Origin of the sequence: Alteromonas sp. MmMcT2-2 (genome assembly GCF_022348305.1) — a bacterium.
Taxonomy (GTDB): Bacteria; Pseudomonadota; Gammaproteobacteria; order Enterobacterales; family Alteromonadaceae; genus Alteromonas; species Alteromonas macleodii.
The window spans coordinates 1-20,616 of sequence record NZ_JAKRFA010000073.1 but is presented as its reverse complement, the minus strand read 5'-3'; the positions used below and the strand labels follow the sequence as shown (position 1 = coordinate 20,616).

Below are 20,616 nucleotides of genomic sequence, written 5' to 3'. Positions count from 1 at the left end.
ATAGCTGCCTTTTCGCCACAGCACATAGCTTCGTAATGAACGCTCGGCTTCATTGTTAGTGAGGGGGACGCCATCGTGACTGAGGAATACCCAGCACATCTCATCATGTTTTAGCAGCAGCTTACACGCAAACCAGACCAGCAACATCCGAGTCGTAATAACGCTTACGTTTTTCTAGCTGTGTTATATCTTGAAGAACTTTTTTGGTGAACTTGAACTTTTCAAGCATGGCCGTCCGATCTGCTTGTGATTTCTGTGCTACAAATGTGCTACAAAAGAAATAAACAACGATCAAACAAAAACAACATAAACCCATGTTTTAAAATTATTTATTAGTAATTTTTGTAAATTTTGACAAATGAAAAAAACCTTTATAAATCAAGAATTTAAAGCTTGTCGTAAGAATGACTCTTTTTCATCAGCGAGCAACCGAAGCTGGTTATCAATTTTTAAGAGCCCATCTGATAACAAACTATTGCTCATTTTTATCTCATTGAAAACTCATTACAGGTTGAGTTGAGCATCTTGCCTTCCTAGCACCCGCATTATTTCAATATAATCACCATGAATGCGATAGTAAATACCATCAACTCCACAAACTGCTCGACGATAACCTAGTCTGATATCATCAACAGCAGGTGCAATGTAAGGCTGATTTGCTAACTGCTCAAAGCGTTCTAAAAATCTATAATAATATGCGTCAGCTTGCGCTTCGCCAAATTCATCAAGACCACGAAACCAAATACGCTTTAAATCAGACTCAGCCGCTGCACTGAGTTTATAGTTTCCCATTATTTCGTGCTTCTTCTTTAAAGCTAGCTAGCATTTCACTCGGTGACCTTTCAACAAAACCGCTTTGCTCTGCTTCAATTAACTTCAAACGAATAGCTTCAATCTCGGCTGCTCGTACTTGCTCTTTTCTGATCAGATCTCGCAATAATTCACTGTCACTAGCATAATTACCAGTTGCTAGTTGAGCTTGCATCCATTGTTCTTGTTGATCAGTTACTGTGATACTTTTCTTTACCATTGCCATAATTTTCCTCCGATAGATGAAATTTAGTAAGGATAAAATCCTACTTTATACTACTATAGTAAAGTTTAGCTCAGAACTGGTAAGAATCAATTCGAGATTCACCATACAATCTTATTTGGTAACTAAAGCAACAATTTGGTGGTCAGATAAAAATAGATCTATTGTTAAAGAACAACGAGGGGGGCACTCGCATGTACCACGCCAACATTCAGGCTGTAGAAAATCGTGTTAAGCAAAAATTTACTCGCGAGTCGCTTACTCCCCTGATACGATTGCCGTCCGCTCATTAAGTGGGCAACCAAATGGGAGAATAATGATGTTTGTCAGATTAAAAAACGGCCAGACAACAAAGTACAACTCCAGCCTGTCTGAGTTCGTTCGCAACGCCGACTCGTCTAAAAAGAAAAAGGTATACAGCCGTGTTATTGATAGAGCTGTAGAAACTCAGAATTCAGTAGTGAAGCAGGCTGAGCTACTACAAACTCGCTGATATTCGAGGGAGCCAGACACTCCCTCTATTGTTTTACCTCTTTTATGCTATTAAAGCTGCCCCCTGTTCAAGTCAGGGTGGGGCCACCATTTTTTCTAGAATTACAAATCACCACTCGCTTATATCATCACGTTATCAGTTTTCTCAAACTTAAAAAAAGCGTCTTTATTAAAACTGTAACACCAAATATGTAGCCTAACTGCACTGTCTCTTTACCCATAGTTTGGTTCCCCTTAGATGAAGCACACCATGTCACGCCATACGTTTTATTCGCTGACGGTAACCTTCACCATTTTGTCTATTCTTGGCCAACTCTCTACCAGCATTTATAGCCCCTTCTTTTTTGATTTGGCTGCTATATACGACAGCTATGTGGGAATAATTGAGAAAAGCGTGGCCGTGTTTCTTATCGCGTTCTCAGTTTCGCAGTTAGTGTCTGGTGTCGCCTGCGACTACCTAAACAAACAAAAGTTTCTACTGTACGGAGTCTTGGTATTCATCGCAGGTACGCTTATGGTGGCACTTGCCACCGAAGAAAATACCTTTCTTGTAGGAAGAGTCATTCAAGGCTTAGGCGGTGGGGTTGGCGTTTCAGTATCGCGCGGACTGTCGCGTCAGATATTTAGCGAAAAGCAGCTGAATGCTTCACTTTCGTTTATCAACATTGCATTCGCTATCGCGCCAGCAATAGCGCCACTAGTAGGTACACAAATTGGCGAGTCTTTCGGAGTTTCATCTATCTTTTATTTTGTACTAGTAATGGGAGTATTCGCCTTACTTTTACTGCTTTCAGTTTCCACCACCCTCAAACAGTATATGCCGACAACCTCAGAGAACGTCTTTAGCGATACTTTAGCGCTTATTAAAAGCACAATGGTGAAAATCGTCTCAGTGGGTATGGCCAGCGGACTACTTTATGGCATTGTGTTTAGCTTCATTACCATCTCGCCGTCAATGATAATGCAGCAATTCGGACTCACCAAAACTGTGTTCTCGTTATATTCGCTTCTAGCCACGCTGTCTTTTGTGATGGGAAGCATAATCAATATTCGACTAGCCTCTGTTTCACCATTGTTTAAATTCAAGTATTCAAGCTTGTTTATCGCTGTGCTTTCTGTGCTTTTTTGGTTACTTATTTCCCCCTTCGCAATAAAAGGGTTAATGGGTATTTTGACTTATTGCTATATCACCTTCTTTTTTATTGGCATTGCAATGCCCTGCAGCGTAACTATCATGCTTGGCTACTCTGATAAATCCGCAGGTTTTTTAGCGGCACTAACCGGCTTTTTTCACCTAACAGGGGCAGCAATAGGCGCTTACGCGGTGACCTTAATTACCCTAGAACCTATCATTTCTTTTTGTTTGTCCTCTTGCGGCTTAAGCGTTGCAAATCGAGTCGTGTTGCCCATTTGATTTCTAAAATCCATCCCCATAATGATGAGGCTCCCGAAGTGGTTGGGAGTAATTATTGTTAAAAGGATATTAGAGCGTGTTGAGCTTTGCTGTACATATTCTAGCCAATTCACATTGGTAGCCACATAATCGCAAAAGCCAGTGCCACCAAACTATGGTCGTTTCTGGCTAACTTATCATATCGAGTCGCTACGGCTCGAAACCTCTTAATTTTCAAAAAGGCATTTTCGACTAAATGGCGATAGCGATACATCGCCCAATCAATATCATCATTACCCGTTTTACTGTTGCTTTTTCTTGGGATGACATGGTTAGCGTTACGACTGCTCACTAAGTCTCGAAAAGCTAGACTGTCGTAGCCTTTGTCTGCAACAACTACTTCAGAATCAGGTGAAGACTCAACCAGAGATTACAAATGATAGAACGATCTACATATTGGGTACCGCGAATTCACCCTCGAAACATATACTAGAACTCAAGTCATGCTGCCGACGGTGCTTTTAAATCTTTTAAGCGCTATAAGATAAAACGCACAGCCAATAGCTAAAAGCGCTAACAACTGAGGATAAACAACACTAATGCCTGCTCCTCTATACAATACGCCCTGGGAAGCCTCCACGAAATGGGTATTGGGCATTAGCAGCATTGCGCTTTGAATGAACCCAGGCATGCTTTCTCTTGGTGTTACCCCACCAGATAGCAACTGTAGGGGCAGTAAAACTAAGATAAGTAACAATCCGAACTGTGGCATAGATCGCGCAATGGTAGCCATAAAAATTCCCATACTCGAAACGGCAAATAATTGTAGAGCAACAGCCACCATGAAAAGCCATATTTCGCCATTAATGGGGACGGAGAGTATCCACTGAATAATAAAATAAACAGAAAACAAAGTAGTAACCCAAACCACTACCCCCGAGGCTAGTATTTTAGACAGCATAATTTCACTGTCTGAAACTGGCATAGCCAGCAGGTGCTCTATAGTGCCACGCTCTTTTTCTCTAATAAGCGCAGCCCCAGACAAAATTATGGCGATCATTGTTACCGCATTAATGAGCTCCATCACAGAACCAAACCAAAAACTTTCTAGCGCTGGATTAAATCGGGCTCGCATGATCAACTCGACGGGGTAATCGATGTCGGATTTATAACCCTGTAAATAAGTGTTTACTTCACTGGTGATTATTTCTGTGATGTAACCATTACCAGTAAACGCCTGGCTAATACGTGTTGCATCAACGTTGACCTGAACATCGGGCTGCAGCCCGGCCATAATATCTTTTTCAAATTCAGGGGGAATGGTCACAACAAAGGTGTACTTACCCGTGTCTAAATACGTGTCGGCCTCATTACTTTCAATAATATCTGGCGTTAAAAAATAAGGGGGGTAAAAGGCATCTATTATCCGCTTAGACATCTGCGAATTGTCGTGATCGACAAAGGCAATGGGCGCGTTGTGCAAAGATTCAGGTACCGCCGTGGCCGCCGTGTAGATGTTCACCGTAAACACATAAACAATAAGAATAAGCATGGCTGGGTCGCGCCACAAGCTCCAAAGTTCTTTTACACCTAGCTGGCCTACATTTTTAATATCCACGGTTCAGCGCTCCTGCTTGCGTAACAAAACAGTGGCAAGCCACAGTGTAATTGGTATAGAAATAGCTATGGCAAACACAGCAAAATCAAGGGTTTCAAAACCTAAACCTTTGCTAAATATTCCCCTGCTAGCAGTTAAAAAATAACTAATAGGGTGAAGCTCGCCTATTACGCGCCCCGCCCCTTCTAATGCAGAAACCGGTGTTATCATGCCCGCAAACTGTACGGCAGGTACCATAGTGCCAATAGTAGTAAGCAAAATAGCGGCAATTTGACTATTAGTAAAAACCGATGCCAACAAACCAAAGCTAGTGGAAAAAGTAACGAATAACAACGTTATAAGGCATAGCACTATCACATCCCCCTTCAGTGGGATGTTGAATAGCCACACCGCCATTGCAACCAACAGCAAGAAGCTAACAAACGAGGTAGCGATATAAGGAAGTTGCTTACCCAACAAAAACTCTATGCGTGTAACTGGCGTAACATATAAGTTGATTATCGAACCCAACTCTTTCTCGCGCACCACCGCCAACGACGTTAAAAGCGCAGGTATCATCAACAACAACATGGGCATTACCGCAGGTACAATGGCCACCAAGCTGCGAACATCTGGGTTATACAAATAGCGTGACTCAACATTAATACTGCTGGTCGACTGCACTTGGCTAGCTTGTGAGGCTTGCTGCAAAAGCCATTTCAGGTGAATACCTGTTACATAACCCTGTATAGTTTCGGCCCTTGAGGGCATAGACCCATCAATCCATGCCCCTATTTCCACTTGTTCGCCTTTATGCAGTTTTTGGCTAAATTCGGGGGGAATTTCCACAGCCAATGAAAGCTCTCCGCTTTTCATTCTCCTGTCCATATCGGCATAGCTGGTAATGACTGGCTGTTCATTGAAATAGCGCGAGCCTGATAAAGCACTGCGATAGTTAAGACTAGTGGAAGTTTGATCGCGATCGAATACCGCATAGCTTAAGTCATCAACGTCCATAGTAATGCCATAGCCAATAACTACCATTAACACCATGCTGCCTAAGAACGACATGGTTAAGCGAATGGGGTCGCGGATAAGCTCAAGGGTTTCACGCGAGGCATAGCTTAACAATCGCCGTAAGCCTTTTGCACGTTTATTCGGTGGCGTGGCTTTATCTGCGCTAACACCTTCTGGTGCACTTTGCTCAGTGTTTTGTGTTTGGTTCTCAGGTGTTTGCGCTTCAACTAAATAATCGATAAACGCTTGCTCTAACGTATCGGCAGATTTAGACGCTTTTATGGCTTGCGGTGTATCGGTTACCAGCACTTCGCCTGCATGCATTAGGGAAATTCTATCGCAGCGTACTGCCTCGTTCATAAAGTGTGTAGAAATAAAAATGGTTACGCCGTCTTTTCGCGCCAGAGAAATAAGCAACTGCCAAAAGTTATCTCGGGCAACTGGATCGACGCCAGAAGTGGGTTCATCGAGTATTAACACTTCAGGTCTATGCACCATGGCCACAGCCAAAGACAGACGCTGGCGAATACCCAAAGGAAGGTCGTTGGGCAAGCTGTGTTGGTGATGACTTAATGCAAAGCGGTTAAGCATTTCGTCAACGCGGGAATTTAATACGCTGCTTGCTACTTTGAAGAGTTTGGCATGAAGCGTAAGGTTTTGCCGAACGGTTAATTCGGTATACAAAGAAAAGCTTTGCGACATATAACCTACGCGGTAGCGGGTGTTAATATCGTTAGCAACAAGAGGGCTGCCCAGCAACCATGCCTCGCCAGAGGTTTGCGGCAGCAGGCCAGTAAGCATTTTCATGGTGGTAGACTTACCACAGCCGTTCGACCCTAAAAACCCGAAAATCTCTCCTTTACCAATCGTGAAGCTAACGTTATTTACTGCCGTAAAATCGCCGAACTTCATAGTAAGGTTTTTAGCTTCAATCGCGGTTTGCATATGCTCACTAGCCTTATAAGGCTGCACAACTACGCTGCGATGTTCATGCTTTGCGTCTGCCGGCAAAAGCGCAATAAATGCCGCTTCTAAATTACTGGTTTGTGTTTCACTAAGCAGTGACCTCGGTGAGCCGCTCGCCAGTATCTCACCTGCATTTAACGCTAATAGATGATCGAACTGTTGGGCTTCATCCATATAGGCAGTCGCTACCAATACGGTAATATTTGGCTGTGTTTTCCGTATATCTTTAATAAGTGACCAAAATTGACTTCGGGCAAGGGGGTCTACCCCTGTAGTGGGTTCATCTAAAATAAGCAAGCGGGGATCGTGTATTAGGGCACAGCATAACCCCAGTTTTTGCTTCATACCACCCGACAACTTGCCAGCTGGGCGCGATAAAAATGGATAAAGTCCGGTTCGTTTGGTAAGGATATCTATTCGTGCACGACGCTGAGCACGATTGTGCCCAAAAAGTTTGGCAAAAAACTGTAAGTTTTCTTCTACAGACAGCGTGGGATATAAGTTTTTGCCTAAGCCTTGTGGCATGTATGCAATATCAGAACATATCGCGGCGCGGTGTTTTTCATCACGCATATCGCCACCAAGAACCTGCAACTGCCCCTTTTGCATAACTCGCTCACCAGCTATAAGCGACAGCAACGTAGATTTGCCCACTCCATCAGGGCCAATTACACCTACCGTTAGGCCCGCTGGAATAGAAAGCGCAAGATTGTGAATAGCTGTGGTGCTTTTGTAGCGAACCGTTAGCGAATTGCATTCAATAATGTTGCCCATTAGTCGACAAGCTCAGGTAGGTCGCTAGGCCATTCAGCGGTATCGTTTAGCTTAACCCATACTTCACCCGGCAACCCTGTTTTCACTTTTTCAATGTGCTGCTTTAATAAGTTTTCAGGAATTTGCGCTTTAACCCTGAACATAAGTTTTTCTCGCTCACTTTGGGTTTCAACCGACTTAGGAGTAAATTGCGCTACGTCGGCAACGTAAGAAATGGTGGCCGGAATAGCGATGTCGGGCGCGGCATCTAGCACAATAAGGGCTTCGCCGCCCATAGTAAGCTTGCCCACCTGCGAGGCAGGCAAAAAGAATGTCATGTATACGTTTGTTAGGTCGACCAAACTAAGTACACGCCCACCTGCACCAACAACTTCGCCAGGCTCTACTACGCGGTATTGAATACGCCCATTACGAGGTGCTTTTAACACCATATCGTTAATTTCAGATTGGATTTGCGCAATAGTGGCATTGGCAGCGCTGACCGCTGCTTGTGCCGAGTAGTATTGCGCGCGTGAAGCTTCAATGGTGGCGTCAGCCGCTGTCAAACGAGCCTTAGCTGCATTTACCGCCGCCTTTGCGCTTTCAACATTGGTAAGGTTATCTTCTGCTAATTGTTTAGACACTGCGCCCGTTTTTGCCAATTCATTAGTACGGGCAGCATGAGCTTCAGCTGCTTTTAGCTCGGCTTTAGTTTGCAGCAGCGCGGCTTCAAGCGCTGACTTTTCACTTTGGCGCTGTGCAACAGCCATATTTGCAGCTTCTACCGCACTTTTGGCTTGCTGGTGCTGTGCCTTGGCCTGCTGAAGCTGGCTATTAATGGTGGTGGTATCAAGTTTGGCGACCACATCGCCCGCCGTTACTCTGTCACCTTCGCTGACATAAATCTCTTCTACACGCCCTGCTACTTTTGCAGAAATGCCAATTTCAGTAGCTTCAATGCGGCCATTCCCTGACACCACATCGACATTTTCAGGGCCACTGAAAACAGTACTAAAAACCACAATTAAAAACACAACGAACATAATGGATAGAATAAACGGCGTTTTTTTCACAGTGACGCTCCCTGTGGTTTATCAATAAAGGTGAAAAGTGGCGAAAGCGCCAAGGTTAATAGCTAATGTATACTGGGTGGTGTACTTTAAGCTTTGCGCTGGATCAAAGTTCTGGTAGGTTGACTATTTTGCCTATTGGCGTGTATGTCAATACTACCAGCGAACATGCGTTTACTGCCTTTGTGACCAGATTGCGCACCGCGCTTTCGACCCGAAGCCTTTGCAGCCGGTTTAAAGGAGGACATACCTGTACCATTAGAAAAGGAGGGACGTGAGGAATTACGACTGGTCTTATTCAGTCGGGTTTCGAGGTCGTTAGCTGGCCCGCCTACGCCCCGATTGGCTCGTTAGCCTCAGCTAGGGTCGTTACGACGGGTAGCTTTGATGTTTATTTCTAGCTTGAGATAAAGTCACTTTGGCAGGCTGCCGGGAGCAATTAATAGGAACCGCTAGATCATTGAAAAAATATAATTAACTGTTATTAGGGCCCTAGCTAACGGTTGCCTTTCAGGTAGTGCTATCAAATATCGCTAACATTTTTCATCTTATAATGCAAACCATTCTCATTAGCGTTGACATAATCTTTACAAAAGTTATTATGTACGCCGATTTAAAACACTAATATAAAACACACTCACACAGGGACATCTCAATGAGAATGCGCCATTCAACTCTAGCCATCGTCGTTAATATAGGCATGGTATCTATGGTTTCTGCCAATGCAATTCCAGACTCCGATAACATCGAACACGTAGTTGTGACAGCCACTGGATACGAACAAAAATTGACTCAGGCTCCTGCCAGTATTTCAGTGATTACAGCAGAAGACCTCAAAGCGCGTTCGTTTACTTCTCTTTTGGACGCGGTGCAATTTCAGGAAGGGATTGATATAGGTACAACGCGAGACAAAACAGGGCAAGGCAGCGTCAGTATGCGTGGCCTAACGGGTGAATATACCCTGCTACTCATAGATGGTCGTCGCCAAAATAACCATGGTGACATTTACCCCAACAACTTCGGTGGTAACGCCTTTAATCACATGCCGCCACTGGATACCATTGAGCGAATCGAAGTCATTCGCGGGCCAGCTTCTACTTTGTATGGCGCTGACGCTCTCGGCGGTGTTATCAATGTCATTACCAAAAAACATCGCAGCGAATGGGGCGGTAATATTACCTTCGGGCGCAGCCTGCAAACTAACAACGACTTCGGCAACGACATCACCACTGACTTTTCGGTAACAGGCCCGCTGATTGATAACGTATTGAGCTTGGGCATTCGTGGAAGTTTATACGAACAACAAGCGTCAACACCACAGTTGGCACCAGCGATTGATCCCAATGGTGTAGAGCACATACGATCGCTGGGCTTTGGCGGTGGCGGCCGCACCGTTGACAATAACAGCGAACACTATGGATTCAGCTTAAACTATACCGCAGCAGAAGGTCATGAATTTGGCTTTGACTACGACAACTCACACCAAGAGTATGACAATACGCCAGAATTCAACCTTGAAACTGGCGAAATCATTTACCCACTGGGTACTCGCGATAGCATTGAAAGTATCTGGCAGAGTCGTCGAGGCCAAGTGAATCCACGTGCTGGCTATGCGGCTGAACAAGAGTTTGACCGTGAATGGTGGGCCTTAACTTATGATGGAAAATGGGACTTTGGTACCCTTGCCGCCTCACTGTCTTTTGTCGACACCCAAAACAATGGACGTACTTTGCCGCTTAGCGTGTCAGAACGTCAATTGCTGCAACAAATGTACGATGGTACAGGCGATTATGAGGGCATAACTGAAGAGGCGCGTCGCGACCTCGCTGAAGATACTTTCTTACCTCGCCCAGCTCGCCCACTCGAAAGTCAACAATACACGTTTGATTTGCGTTTAGATATCCCGATCCAGGACGTTGTGGGCGATCACAACTTGGTATTGGGTACACAAGTTATTGACGGTGAGTTAAAAGACGGTGTGTTTGGTCTGGAGTCTGGCTCGCCCGGCGCAGTGCAGGAACAAAAGATGTACTCATTGTTCCTTGAAGATAACTGGAGTTTCATCGACGATATGACAGTGACCGCTGGTTTCCGTTATGACAATCACGATGTATTCGGTAGCCAGACTTCCCCTCGTATCTACGCGGTTTACAATATTTCAGATTATTGGACAGTGAAAGGCGGTGTTAGTACGGGTTATAAAACACCAGAAACTACCGATTTATACGATGGCATTACCGGTTTCGGTGGTCAAGGTACCAGCCCATTTGCAGGTAACCCTGAGCTCACGCCTGAAACGAGTGTTAACTCAGAGATCGCGCTGTATTGGAGTCGCGATGCCCACAGTTTCAATATTACCTACTTCAAAACTGATTTTGACGACAAGATCGCACGTGGTGATACGGTACAAAGTTGTGCGACAACCGGTGGCGTTCGCCCTTGCGTAAACTTAGGGGAATATGATGAGTTGGGTTATGACACCTATAGCCAAAACATCAATATCGACAAAGTAGAACTGCAAGGTGTGGAAATTGCGGGCCGGTATGGCATTACTGAAGATTGGTCGCTGTATGCCAACTATACGTGGACTGACAGCGAGCAAAAGAGCGGCTCTCAAATTGGCCTACCACTTACCAATACCGCAGAGCACATGGCCAATGCCAACCTTACTTGGGATATTAACGCCGACTTGAATGTTTATCTGCAAGCAGAGGTTCGTTCAGATAGATACCGTGGCTACGACTCTACGTTAGATCGCGAGCTCTATTTTAAAAGTTACACCATGCTGCATTTAGGTGCTCGCTGGCAACTCAATGAATACGTAGTCGTAAATTTACGAGTAAACAACTTACTCGATAGAGACTTTACCACTTACTCTGTGACCTATGACGATCTCAATGGCGATGGCCAATTTGAATATCTCACAGGCCGAGGCGTGACCAGTGAAGTGAACTTTACTGACGACTATAACGTTAAGGACAAGGCCAGAAACTTTTGGGCTGGTGTGACGGTGAGTTTTTAATTCATTGAATTAACAAAGCTTGCCAAAAGCGGTCGTGGAAAACACGGCCGCTTTTTCATTTTACGCCGGCTATTCAACAGCCTCTTGAGCAGCGTTTAATGGTGCTTTACGACGACGAGATTGCCCCAGCACCACACCAGACAAAATTAAACCACACGCCATCAACTGACTACTTGTCAGGCTCTCATCCAGCAACCAAAAAGCAAATCTAATGGTATAAACAGGAATGAGATTGCTAAATCGAGTCGTGTTGCCCATTTGATTTCTAAAATCCATCCCCATAATGATGAGGCTCCCGAAGTGGTTGGGAGTAATTATTGTTAAAAGGATATTAGAAACAATGAAACGTACTATTCTCGCCAGTATCTTTGGCGCGCTTTCTTTAAATACTTTCGCAGCTTCGCCTTCATATGACTTTGTTAAAGCTGGATACGTACAAGCAGACATTGAAGACGCAGGCGACTTCGAGCCTAGCGGTTTTCAAATTCAAGGCTTCAAATCACTTAACGAAAATGTATACCTGACAGGTCGTTATGGTCAGTTAGGTGAAGATGTATCTGGTGTTGATATTGATTTGGACTACGCGTCTGCAGGTGTCGGCTATAGATATGGTCTAACTCAGAATACTGACTTCTTTGGTGAAGTTACTTACGAATATGTAAATATCGATGTCGAACTAGACTCTATTTCGGGTGAAGACGACAATGGCTATGGCATTACTGCCGGTATTCGTTCAATGCTGTCAGAGCAATTTGAGCTTCGCGGTGCTATCCGCTATATCGACATTGAAGACGACGAAACAGCTTTTGAAATTGGCGCAGACTATTTCTTTACACCACAATTCTCTTTCGGTGCGACTTACGTTATCGCTGATGATGTTGACCTTCTAGGCGTATCTGCACGTTACACCTTCTAACACCTTTGATGGGTTAACGTACTCGCAACAAAGCCACGTTACACAACGTGGCTTTTTTATTGAGCTACGCAAACCAGTCTCTTTAGCCTTTTGGCTTAATGTGTTCGGGCGCTGTCGGCAGGTTAGCTGCTCCTTCCTGCTCAAGATTGAGCGCAGTAATTGGAAATGGAATGACAATCCCTTCTTCATCAAAACGCTTTTTAAGCATTTTTATAAAGGCGCTCTTTATGAAGAAGCGGTTAAAGTATTCACGGGTTCTCAGCATCACTGTTAAGTTGATACTAGCATTGTCGAAAGTGTGAAACAGAACAAAAGGTTGATAAGTTTCAACACCAAACTCGTGCTGCTCTAGAATTGTATTGGCAACCTCTAAACATACGTTTTCAACATGCTCTAAATCAGAACTATAATGCACACCAACTTCAACAGGCACCGAAAGTTCGCGTTCAGGGTAGTAGTAGTTAATCAACTTTGAATTAGACAACTTACTGTTAGGCATGATCACGATGTTGTTAGGTAGCATTCTAACCCACGTTGAGCGCCATCCTATTTTCTCAACAAAACCTTGTTCTCCAGAATCCAGCTCGATGAAATCGCCTATACGAATGGGTTTATCCATTACCAACTGAATACCCGAGAAGAAGTTTTCAAGCGTTGGCTGTAGCGCTAGTGCTACTGCGAGCGAAGTAATGCCTAACGATGCAACAATGGGTGTTACCGACACCCCCATGGTGCTTAATATAATCAAAATTGCTAATACAGCAAAAAGCGCTCTAACTGCTCCACCAGCAATTGCGCTAGTATTTTTAACTATGGTTGACTGGTCGCGATAACGGCTCAACGAGTAAGTGACAAAACGCTCGAAGAAGAGAAATAAAGTAATGATGAGGCCAGCTTCGATAACAATGGTTAGCGCTTTAATCGCCCCTTCATCTTCTATCTGAAATACTGAAACAATACTTTTAACCAACAGCAGGAAAATCACCCAGATAAGCAAATTAAGTGGGGCATTTAACGACAGCACAAGCACGCGATAGATATCAGACATACTGCTGTTTTCTGAACGCGCTTTAGCTTTCAAACGCACCAAAATAAGTCGTTTAACAATGAAGAGCACAATAACAACGCCTACTAATCCGGCTATTGCTATTGCCTGCTGGTTTTCAAGAAGTTGAGTGCTGTCCACGGCTGACGGGGCTCCTGCATATATAAGTAGGCACTTTTTATTTTAAGCTACACCTTAGTACGAGAAAGAAGAGGCAAAAGGTGCACCAATTGTTTGCTCGTATTACAAAGTCCATTGTACAAACCAGGCCTCAGGAGTTGCACCTTCAACTTGGCTAATATCTGCCACAAGGGAAAAGGGTCGTTGATTCAGTCCTATGACTAGTTTAAAAAGACGGTCGCTCTAGTCTTCCGCACTTTTTTCATTAAACGCGCCACAGAGTCGAGTGGTGACTGCTCCGTCTTCGTAAATGCGAATACTCTTAAAGTTGAGGTTTATTTTTCAGCCAATGTTAACAGCGGTTCGTTATTGGGAAAGCGTTCAAGCCCCTGTTTTAGAATTGTATTTGCCTTCTCGGGCATGTTGTTTTCGCGCAAAGCTAATACGTAGTTGTGAACATAAACATGTTGGTTCTGCCCTACTTCATAGCCTTTCTTAAACCAAGCCACAGCTTGGCTGTCGTTTTGCTCTAAGTAATAATTGGCAACCAAGAAATAACTTAACCAGTACGTTGGCCATGTATGCGACGCGGTTTTCAAAAACGCCAATGAACGCGCTTTACCTCCCACTTTAAGCATGTCGTAAGCCGCACTTACATAAGTGAAAGGTGTCATCTCAGGCGAGGTTACATTAGGAGGAACGGGTGCCAAATACCAGTAATTTCCTCTTCCCCACGTTCTTTCAAAAAGCTCAAGCGACATTTCGTGATTAGGCGTAAGACCGGTATGTAAAGTAACCGTCCCCTTATCACTATCGAACCCAATAACAACAGCGTAGTGCCATTGGGGTAATAACTGGATGGACAAATTTTGAAAAACAATCACTGGGATATCGTCTTTAACTAACGACATAATTGACGATAAAGTCCCTCGGTCAGAATATGGCAAAAAACCAAATTGTCGGGTAGCGCTCACCATTTCTAGTTGTAAACTCCCTTCTTTACTGGGAATGAATAACTTAGGCGCAATGTCATTTGGAGAGGTGCTTTCACCATAGTAACCAAACACTTCAGATAGTGTGGTAGGCCCGCAATAAAACTGTTCTTGGGGGAAAAACGGAACAGATTGAATAGTGTGAGATTCAGGTAAAGAGGCTAGTCCCTCTTGCCGCAGCTTGTCAGCTTGAGGTGTGGACTGACAGCCTGAAAGCAAAAATAGAAGCGAAAGGCCTGCTAACGCGCAGGCCTTTTTAACTGAATTGATCATTCAATTAGCTGTTCACTGGACGAATAAATGGGTAAACGTCAGTTACACCAATTAGGTCCAAAATTGCGATAATAGCAAGTACGGTAAGCACTGCGCCCACAACGCCACCCGCTGGCGCTTGATTAATTTCATCATTTAATTGGGCAATTTCGCTGTCGGTCATGCCGTTGATTCTGGCGATAGCTTGGTTGCTATCTACACCTAAGCTAACCAATTTACTCTGCACGTCTGCACGATTAACCATGTCAATTAGTTGCTGCTTATTGTAGTGAGCGGCTTGAGTTTGCATTACGGAATCTGAGCTAATTGCTTCTGCATGCACGCTGCCAGACATTAAAACCGTTGCCGAAAAGCAACCAATCGCAATTTTTTTCAAAAATTTCATGATGTTTCCCTCTTTAAAATGCCCAGTTTTATTCTTCTTTTGCGTTACCTAACTCACGATAAACTAGAGTGAAATAAAACTTCGCACTGATTCAGCAGACGCATTTGCGCTCTGCGGTTTATTTTCAGTAGATAAGCACAGCAAGATTAAGACCAACTAAAAAGGCGTTTTTTGATAATAGACAGGGTTCCATTTTTTCTCTTTAAAGTAACGATTTATATGACCTTTATGCGAAAAATGTTGATCAAAGCTCTATTCGTTAATTTTGCATTGATGCATCACCGCGCGCTGACTTTTATGTAATATTTTCTTTATGCTGGAATTATTTGCTTGCCGCTAATTTAAAAAGAGCAACAAACAATAAGAGTCACTCTGTGGAATGAGCAAGTGTTTCGAAACGCCTATTTCACGTCTCATACCATACGGAGTTAAGTTTCAGGTGCAATTTTTGACAAAAACACGCAATAAAAGACAGTATCGGGGTTAATACTTTCTTTAGCGTTTGGGTGAAATGCGCATCAGCGCAAAAACTGTTCAAAATTCCCTCGACATGTAGCCCTCAATTCCTTATAGTGCGCGCGCTTTTATATATTAGTAAAGTGACAACCTCTTTCACTACTATCTCTTCTCATCGTTTTACCCCTGGATACCTGTTTTGATTACCACCGCAAATATCACAATGCAGTTTGGCTCTAAGCCATTATTTGAAAATATTTCCGCAAAATTCGGCAACGGCAACCGATACGGCCTAATTGGCGCAAACGGTTGTGGCAAGTCTACCTTTATGAAAATTCTAAGCGGTAAACTTACCCCATCGTCGGGCAACGTTTCTATGGCGCCAGGCACAAAGTTAGGTATCTTGAGTCAGGACCAATTTGCGTTTGAAGAGTTTAGCGTAGTCGATACCGTTATCATGGGTGACCGTGAACTATGGGAAGTTAAGCAAGAGCGCGACGCCATTTACAGCAAAGCTGAAATGAGCGAAGAAGATGGCATGCGCGTGGCGGACTTGGAAACCCAATTCGCCGAGATGGATGGTTACACCGCCGAAGCGCGCGCTGGCGATATCTTAAACTCTGCAGGCATCGACGAAAGCTATCATTTTGGTCTAATGAAGGAAGTCGCACCCGGTAAAAAAGTACGTGTGCTTTTGGCGCAGGCATTATTTGCCGAGCCTGACATTCTGCTTCTAGACGAACCAACCAACAACTTGGATATCTACACCATCAGTTGGCTAGCTGAAGAGCTGAACAAGCGTAAATCGACCATGCTTATTATTTCGCACGACAGACACTTCCTAAACTCTGTATGCACCCACATGGCCGATATCGACTACGGTGAACTGCGCGTTTATCCGGGTAACTACGACGACTATATTCAAGCTGCCATGCTAGTTCAAGAACAGCTTCATGCAGAGAATGCTAAGAAGTCAGCGGAAATTGAAGAGCTACAGAGCTTCGTAGCGCGATTTTCTGCCAACGCATCGAAAGCGAAACAAGCCACCTCGCGTGCCCGCCGTCTTGAGAAAATTGAATTAGCTGAGGTAAAAGCGTCTAGCCGTCGTAAGCCTTATATTGTGTTTAACCAACATAAGAAACTTCACCGACTTGCTATTACTCTTGAAGAGCTAGGGCATAGCTACCCAGATCTTCCGCTATTCGACAACGCTAACTTACTATTAGAAGCTGGTCAGCGCTTGGCGATTATTGGTGAGAACGGGGCCGGCAAAACCACGCTTTTGAAGTGTTTGGTTAATGACATTGAACCTACCGCAGGTAGCTATAAGTGGGCTGAAAACGCTGCGATTGGTTACATTCCGCAGGATAACGCTAAATACTTTGCCGAAGATATCACTATGTTTGAGTGGATGAGCCAATGGCGCAGCCCCAAACACGATGACCTGCAAATAAAAGGTATGTTAGGACGTTTGCTATTTACGTCTGACGACTTCAACAAACGCGTGCAGGTATGTTCTGGTGGTGAGAAAAACCGTTTGCTGTTCGGAAAGCTAATGCTTCAAGACATCAACGTTTTAGTAATGGATGAACCCACCAACCACATGGACATGGAGTCGATTGAAGCCTTGAACAATGCGCTATACAAGTTTGATGGCACTGTTATTTTTGTTAGTCACGACCGTGAATTCGTTTCGTCACTGGCGACGCAAATCATCGAAATTAAAGACAAGAAACTGAATCACTTCGATGGAAACTACGAAGAGTTTTTGGCGCATAAAGAAAACGCGTAATTATATATCGATGCCTTCATCAATAGATGAAGTGAGCCACATAACAAAACGGGCACTTATTTAAGTGCCCGTTTTGTTTCAGTATATTAAAAGCTTACTGACCAGATAAATACTTGCCAACCGCTGTCGCTAAGCGGTCAAAGTAGTTAACAATCGTATTTTTAATTGGCGCTAACTCTTGTTCCGTTATTTCATCAAAGTTATCTGGCGGTGTGAAATCTTCAACACGCTCATTTTTTAGCGCATCATCTTGAAATTCGGTAAATGTAGGCAATGTTAATACATCAACAGGCTTATCTAGACGCTCAACATTTACATTAAAACTTGCCGATGCAATATAGTGGTCGGTACCTAAAAAGCTACGTGTGAATAGTCCAAACCCTTTGCTTTGATGCTCAGAACAGCCGTAAGTACCGCACTCGGTAATAGCCACCGTTGGTGCTTCTTCAATGATAATCACGGTGGCAATGCCTTTGTCTAACAATGATTTTCTTAACGTGTTTTGCTTTTCATTAAAAGACCCGTTCCCGCCTTCACCCATCACAAAATCGAGAGCGCCTGCGTCGCCTACCATCGACGAAATATCTACAGTAGTGAAACGACTGTTTTGCTCAATGGCTTTTTTGAATGTGCTATACAGCGTGTTGTTCAATTGCCAGTCGTAGCTATATTCTTTCGTAAAATTGTTAAATTTAGTGGTACCGATATGCGTGTGAGTGGGAAACTTTTTAGCGCTAATCCATACCCCAACTTTTGGTTTTGGTGGAGCAACTGGCTTGCTAACTGGCTCTTTAGTCGATTCGCCTTTCGTGGTTCCATCATTTACGCTGTCGCCATCTTGCACCACATCTTTTCGCTCTGTGCTTTCAGTTGGCGTGGCTTCCTCGCTATTAGGTTGAGAAGGAACGCTTTCGCCAAAATCCATACCTCGTTGCGTAACACACCCTGCAGCCAACATTAATACGGCTAACAGAACAGTAAACTTTGTCACAAACTTCATAACACTTCCTTATTTCAAAGCCATTTAAGTTAATACTAAATTTCTACCTAAAAGACCATTCTCATATTACTGAAAACGTGGGTCAGTGCATTGGCGGAATTAAGCAGTAAAAAGTCTGCGCGCTGACCTTCGGTAATGCTGCCTATGTCACTCGCTAGCCCCATAAATTGAGCCGGCGTGGCACTCGCCATTTTGCTCGCATCTTCTAACGTTACACCGCAATCATTGTGCGTATTCAAAACTGCGCTATGCATATCCAAGCACGAGCCAGCCAGTGTTTTGCCGTCTGGCGTAGTCAGTTTATCGCCATGCCTAACGATCTCGGTATTAAAAAAGTGAAGACGCTCAATATCACTGCCCACATGCGCCATAGCATCGGTAACCAACATGGCGCGGTTGGCAGTTTTCACGTTTAATGCCAACTCAGCACTTTTGCGGTGTAAGTGGTGATGATCGATAATAAAACCACAATATACTCTGTCATTAAGCAACGCGGCACCAACGGCCCCTGGCTCCCGGGAGGTTAATGCAGACATAGCGTTGTACAAATGCGTAAAGCCTGTAGCTCCCGCGTCGATAGCCGCCTGAACTTGCTCATAGCTGGCATTGGTGTGCCCAATTGCAACCACAACTCCTTCAGCAACCATTTCTTTTATGAAGCTAGTACTCACCGTTTCTGGTGCGACCGTAAGTAAGACTTTACCAATGTCTTTGCGACATAAGGTTGCAAGCTCTACGTCAGAAGGCGTTCTTATAAATTGTGCTTCGTGCACGCCCTTTTTTGCCTTGCTCAAAAAGGGCCCCTCAAAGTGAATTCCTTTTATTAACGCTTTAATGCACTCTGGGCCGCCCGCCATTACTTCCGCAATGGCATCCGCCGCCTGAGCCATTGTTGAAGCATTATCGGTAATGATAGTTGGCAACATGGACGTTGTGCCGAAACGAAGATGAGCCAGCGCCATGGTTTCTACTATAGCGGCAGAAGGGCTATGGTTAAAAAGCACACCACCACCGCCGTTCACTTGCGTGTCGAAATAACCGGGAATGAGCTTTCCGTTGTAAATACTACTGAGCTCTGCTGAGGTCGCATCGCTAATACTGACTATCTTGCCGCTATCAGCTGTGATTGTCTGGTTTTCAAGCCAACCTTTTGGCGTTAAAACCTGCTCGACAGTAATCGATTCTTTCATTCGCTTTTTACTCTTTTGGCAAAGCTGATAGCGCCATATTCAGCACTTTTTAGCGGCGCTGTTAAATTAGAAGAGATAGAAGGCGAAAGTAAAGGCGTGTAAACATCAGCAAGGCCACCAACTAAACATAGCGGCAATGTAGAAGCCTGATTAATCAATGCTTCACCCAACTGATTGAGGTAAATTGCTCCCTTTCGAATAAGAGAGGTCGCGGCGGCACACTGGTCTCGATAAGCCTGTATAACCACTGGGGCAATATCACCAAAATCTGCAGCGTTGTAATTTGCCACCAAGGTCACTAATTGCTGAGGTGACGCTAAATTAAGGTGCTCACAAATTCGCTTCTTTAGTTCACTAACGGGCTCTACGCCGTCATAAGAAAGCAGTACATGCTTTATAGCTGATAAGCCCAACCACGCACCACTTGCATCATCGCCAACTTGCAGGCCGTAACCACCTTTGTCAGTGAACACACCCTTGTCGTAATGGGTTGCCGCTGAACCTGTACCGCAAATAATAAGGGCTCCAGACTGATTATCGTGCGCGCCCAAACAAGCGGCGTGTAAATCACTTATTACCACGGTATCGGCAAATGGGTTGTCTAACTCCAAAAAAGACTGCTTTGCTTGAGGAATATTCGCCCCTGCCAATCCGGCAGCTAGCAACACTTCTTCGCATGTAATCGGCAACGCAGCACTTTCTATTGCGTCTAACGTTGCATCTATTACCGACCCCATTGCTTGTTCGGGGTTGGTCATTATATTTGCAGGGCCTGCCGCCCCTTCACCTAATGTATTGCCATCAATATCTTGCAACAATGCACGGCACCGGGTGCCACCACCGTCAATACCCACTACATATTTGTAACTCACGGGTTACCTGCTTCTCTAAACTATTCAATACAACTTGTTGTATGCACTTTACCACACCGATTTCACAGAATAACTTGCTTTCTTGCCAGTAATGCAGCTTTTCACGTTACCTGAAGGCCCTTATACCATATATGACCCTCTCCGATTGCAAGACACCGTGTTGATTTAATAACGTGATTCATTGCTGCCATATATTCGGCTTTTTCGTGAAGTCAATTGACTTCTAGCCTTG

At 44.3% G+C, this 20,616-nt stretch carries 18 protein-coding genes and 2 pseudogenes; 5 read left to right on the top strand and 15 right to left on the bottom strand.

What is annotated here, in order from left to right:
• The 3 genes and pseudogenes from MHM99_RS20140 to MHM99_RS20130 form a co-directional block, all read right to left on the bottom strand.
• A pseudogene (locus tag MHM99_RS20140) lies at positions 1-126 on the bottom strand (transposase); the annotation flags it as partial.
• Between the two features lie 378 nt (positions 127-504).
• A complete protein-coding gene (locus MHM99_RS20135; RefSeq protein WP_061484854.1) occupies positions 505-792 on the bottom strand; it encodes a type II toxin-antitoxin system RelE/ParE family toxin in 288 nt (95 codons plus the stop codon).
• Entirely contained in the window at positions 779-1,036 is a 258-nt protein-coding gene (locus MHM99_RS20130; RefSeq protein WP_061484850.1) for a type II toxin-antitoxin system ParD family antitoxin, read from the bottom strand. Before MHM99_RS20130 ends, MHM99_RS20135 begins: the two co-directional genes overlap by 14 nt.
• Positions 1,037-1,349: 313 nt before the next feature.
• Here MHM99_RS20130 and MHM99_RS20125 point away from each other — a divergent pair, with 313 nt between their 5' ends.
• Positions 1,350-1,526 carry a hypothetical protein gene (locus tag MHM99_RS20125; RefSeq protein WP_202942363.1) on the top strand — a complete coding sequence of 59 codons (177 nt, stop codon included), beginning with the start codon at positions 1,350-1,352 and terminating at the stop codon, positions 1,524-1,526.
• Between the two features lie 249 nt (positions 1,527-1,775).
• Positions 1,776-2,939, top strand: a complete 1,164-nt coding sequence (locus tag MHM99_RS20120; protein ID WP_239220396.1) for an MFS transporter — start codon at positions 1,776-1,778, stop codon at positions 2,937-2,939.
• 109 nt (positions 2,940-3,048) lie between these two features.
• Here the strand turns inward: MHM99_RS20120 and MHM99_RS20115 are convergent, their stop codons facing one another.
• From MHM99_RS20115 to MHM99_RS20095, 5 genes and pseudogenes are all read right to left on the bottom strand, one after another.
• Entirely contained in the window at positions 3,049-3,345 is a 297-nt protein-coding gene (locus tag MHM99_RS20115; protein ID WP_275445618.1) for a transposase, read from the bottom strand.
• Positions 3,346-3,414: 69 nt separating this feature from the next.
• Entirely contained in the window at positions 3,415-4,536 is a 1,122-nt protein-coding gene (locus tag MHM99_RS20110) for an ABC transporter permease (protein WP_239220394.1), read from the bottom strand.
• Positions 4,537-4,539: 3 nt separating this feature from the next.
• On the bottom strand, positions 4,540-7,272 hold the full coding sequence (gene rbbA / locus MHM99_RS20105; RefSeq protein WP_239220393.1) for a ribosome-associated ATPase/putative transporter RbbA: 2,733 nt from the start codon (positions 7,270-7,272) through the stop codon (positions 4,540-4,542).
• On the bottom strand, positions 7,272-8,324 hold the full coding sequence (locus MHM99_RS20100; RefSeq protein WP_053103809.1) for an HlyD family efflux transporter periplasmic adaptor subunit: 1,053 nt from the start codon (positions 8,322-8,324) through the stop codon (positions 7,272-7,274). The genes rbbA and MHM99_RS20100 overlap by 1 nt, the downstream gene beginning before the upstream one ends.
• Before the next feature lie 146 nt (positions 8,325-8,470).
• Positions 8,471-8,709, bottom strand: a pseudogene (locus tag MHM99_RS20095) (DUF6444 domain-containing protein); the annotation flags it as partial.
• A gap of 312 nt (positions 8,710-9,021) precedes the next feature.
• On the opposite strand from MHM99_RS20095, the gene MHM99_RS20090 reads away from it, so the two are divergent.
• Positions 9,022-11,343: a TonB-dependent receptor gene (locus MHM99_RS20090; RefSeq protein ID WP_230962272.1), complete on the top strand. Its 2,322-nt coding sequence runs from the start codon at positions 9,022-9,024 to the stop codon at positions 11,341-11,343.
• 69 nt (positions 11,344-11,412) lie between these two features.
• Here MHM99_RS20090 and MHM99_RS20085 read toward each other — a convergent pair whose 3' ends face one another.
• A complete protein-coding gene (locus tag MHM99_RS20085; protein ID WP_239220392.1) occupies positions 11,413-11,625 on the bottom strand; it encodes an EamA family transporter in 213 nt (70 codons plus the stop codon).
• A 58-nt stretch (positions 11,626-11,683) separates the two neighbouring features.
• On the opposite strand from MHM99_RS20085, the gene MHM99_RS20080 reads away from it, so the two are divergent.
• Positions 11,684-12,259, top strand: a complete 576-nt coding sequence (locus MHM99_RS20080) for an outer membrane beta-barrel protein (RefSeq protein ID WP_061484841.1) — start codon at positions 11,684-11,686, stop codon at positions 12,257-12,259.
• An 82-nt stretch (positions 12,260-12,341) separates the two neighbouring features.
• Here the strand turns inward: MHM99_RS20080 and MHM99_RS20075 are convergent, their stop codons facing one another.
• The 3 genes from MHM99_RS20075 to MHM99_RS20065 all read right to left on the bottom strand — a co-directional run bounded on the left by MHM99_RS20075 (position 12,342) and on the right by MHM99_RS20065 (position 15,074).
• Complete coding sequence (locus MHM99_RS20075; protein WP_239220391.1) at positions 12,342-13,445, bottom strand: mechanosensitive ion channel family protein; 1,104 nt, start codon at positions 13,443-13,445, stop codon at positions 12,342-12,344.
• Positions 13,446-13,759: 314 nt separating this feature from the next.
• Positions 13,760-14,689, bottom strand: coding sequence for a PA2778 family cysteine peptidase (locus MHM99_RS20070; RefSeq protein WP_239220390.1), 930 nt, complete (start codon positions 14,687-14,689; stop codon positions 13,760-13,762).
• Between the two features lie 4 nt (positions 14,690-14,693).
• Positions 14,694-15,074 carry a PA2779 family protein gene (locus tag MHM99_RS20065; RefSeq protein ID WP_014951406.1) on the bottom strand — a complete coding sequence of 127 codons (381 nt, stop codon included), beginning with the start codon at positions 15,072-15,074 and terminating at the stop codon, positions 14,694-14,696.
• Between the two features lie 655 nt (positions 15,075-15,729).
• Between MHM99_RS20065 and MHM99_RS20060 the strand changes: the two genes are divergently transcribed.
• Positions 15,730-17,322: an ABC-F family ATPase gene (locus MHM99_RS20060; RefSeq protein ID WP_014951404.1), complete on the top strand. Its 1,593-nt coding sequence runs from the start codon at positions 15,730-15,732 to the stop codon at positions 17,320-17,322.
• A gap of 94 nt (positions 17,323-17,416) precedes the next feature.
• On the opposite strand, the gene MHM99_RS20055 is transcribed toward MHM99_RS20060, so the two are convergent.
• Genes MHM99_RS20055 through MHM99_RS20045 form a run of 3 tightly spaced genes read right to left on the bottom strand, consistent with a single transcriptional unit; the run spans position 17,417 to position 20,384 of the window.
• Positions 17,417-18,322, bottom strand: a complete 906-nt coding sequence (locus MHM99_RS20055) for a hypothetical protein (RefSeq protein WP_239220389.1) — start codon at positions 18,320-18,322, stop codon at positions 17,417-17,419.
• Positions 18,323-18,369: 47 nt separating this feature from the next.
• Entirely contained in the window at positions 18,370-19,512 is a 1,143-nt protein-coding gene (nagA, locus tag MHM99_RS20050) for an N-acetylglucosamine-6-phosphate deacetylase (RefSeq protein ID WP_187447124.1), read from the bottom strand.
• A complete protein-coding gene (locus tag MHM99_RS20045; RefSeq protein ID WP_239220388.1) occupies positions 19,509-20,384 on the bottom strand; it encodes a BadF/BadG/BcrA/BcrD ATPase family protein in 876 nt (291 codons plus the stop codon). The genes nagA and MHM99_RS20045 overlap by 4 nt, the downstream gene beginning before the upstream one ends.
• Positions 20,385-20,616 lie beyond the last annotated feature (232 nt).

What these genes read in the sequence shown, in the direction of transcription:
- MHM99_RS20135 (WP_061484854.1), bottom strand. Translation starts at nt 792, where the DNA reads ATGGGAAACTATAAACTCAGTGCAGCGGCTGAGTCTGATTTAAAGCGT.
- MHM99_RS20130 (WP_061484850.1), bottom strand. Translation starts at nt 1,036, where the DNA reads ATGGCAATGGTAAAGAAAAGTATCACAGTAACTGATCAACAAGAACAA.
- MHM99_RS20125 (WP_202942363.1), top strand. Translation starts at nt 1,350, where the DNA reads ATGATGTTTGTCAGATTAAAAAACGGCCAGACAACAAAGTACAACTCC.
- MHM99_RS20120 (WP_239220396.1), top strand. Translation starts at nt 1,776, where the DNA reads ATGTCACGCCATACGTTTTATTCGCTGACGGTAACCTTCACCATTTTG.
- rbbA (WP_239220393.1), bottom strand. Translation starts at nt 7,272, where the DNA reads ATGGGCAACATTATTGAATGCAATTCGCTAACGGTTCGCTACAAAAGC.
- MHM99_RS20090 (WP_230962272.1), top strand. Translation starts at nt 9,022, where the DNA reads ATGGTATCTATGGTTTCTGCCAATGCAATTCCAGACTCCGATAACATC.
- MHM99_RS20085 (WP_239220392.1), bottom strand. Translation starts at nt 11,625, where the DNA reads ATGGGGATGGATTTTAGAAATCAAATGGGCAACACGACTCGATTTAGC.
- MHM99_RS20080 (WP_061484841.1), top strand. Translation starts at nt 11,684, where the DNA reads ATGAAACGTACTATTCTCGCCAGTATCTTTGGCGCGCTTTCTTTAAAT.
- MHM99_RS20070 (WP_239220390.1), bottom strand. Translation starts at nt 14,689, where the DNA reads ATGATCAATTCAGTTAAAAAGGCCTGCGCGTTAGCAGGCCTTTCGCTT.
- MHM99_RS20065 (WP_014951406.1), bottom strand. Translation starts at nt 15,074, where the DNA reads ATGAAATTTTTGAAAAAAATTGCGATTGGTTGCTTTTCGGCAACGGTT.
- MHM99_RS20055 (WP_239220389.1), bottom strand. Translation starts at nt 18,322, where the DNA reads ATGAAGTTTGTGACAAAGTTTACTGTTCTGTTAGCCGTATTAATGTTG.
- nagA (WP_187447124.1), bottom strand. Translation starts at nt 19,512, where the DNA reads ATGAAAGAATCGATTACTGTCGAGCAGGTTTTAACGCCAAAAGGTTGG.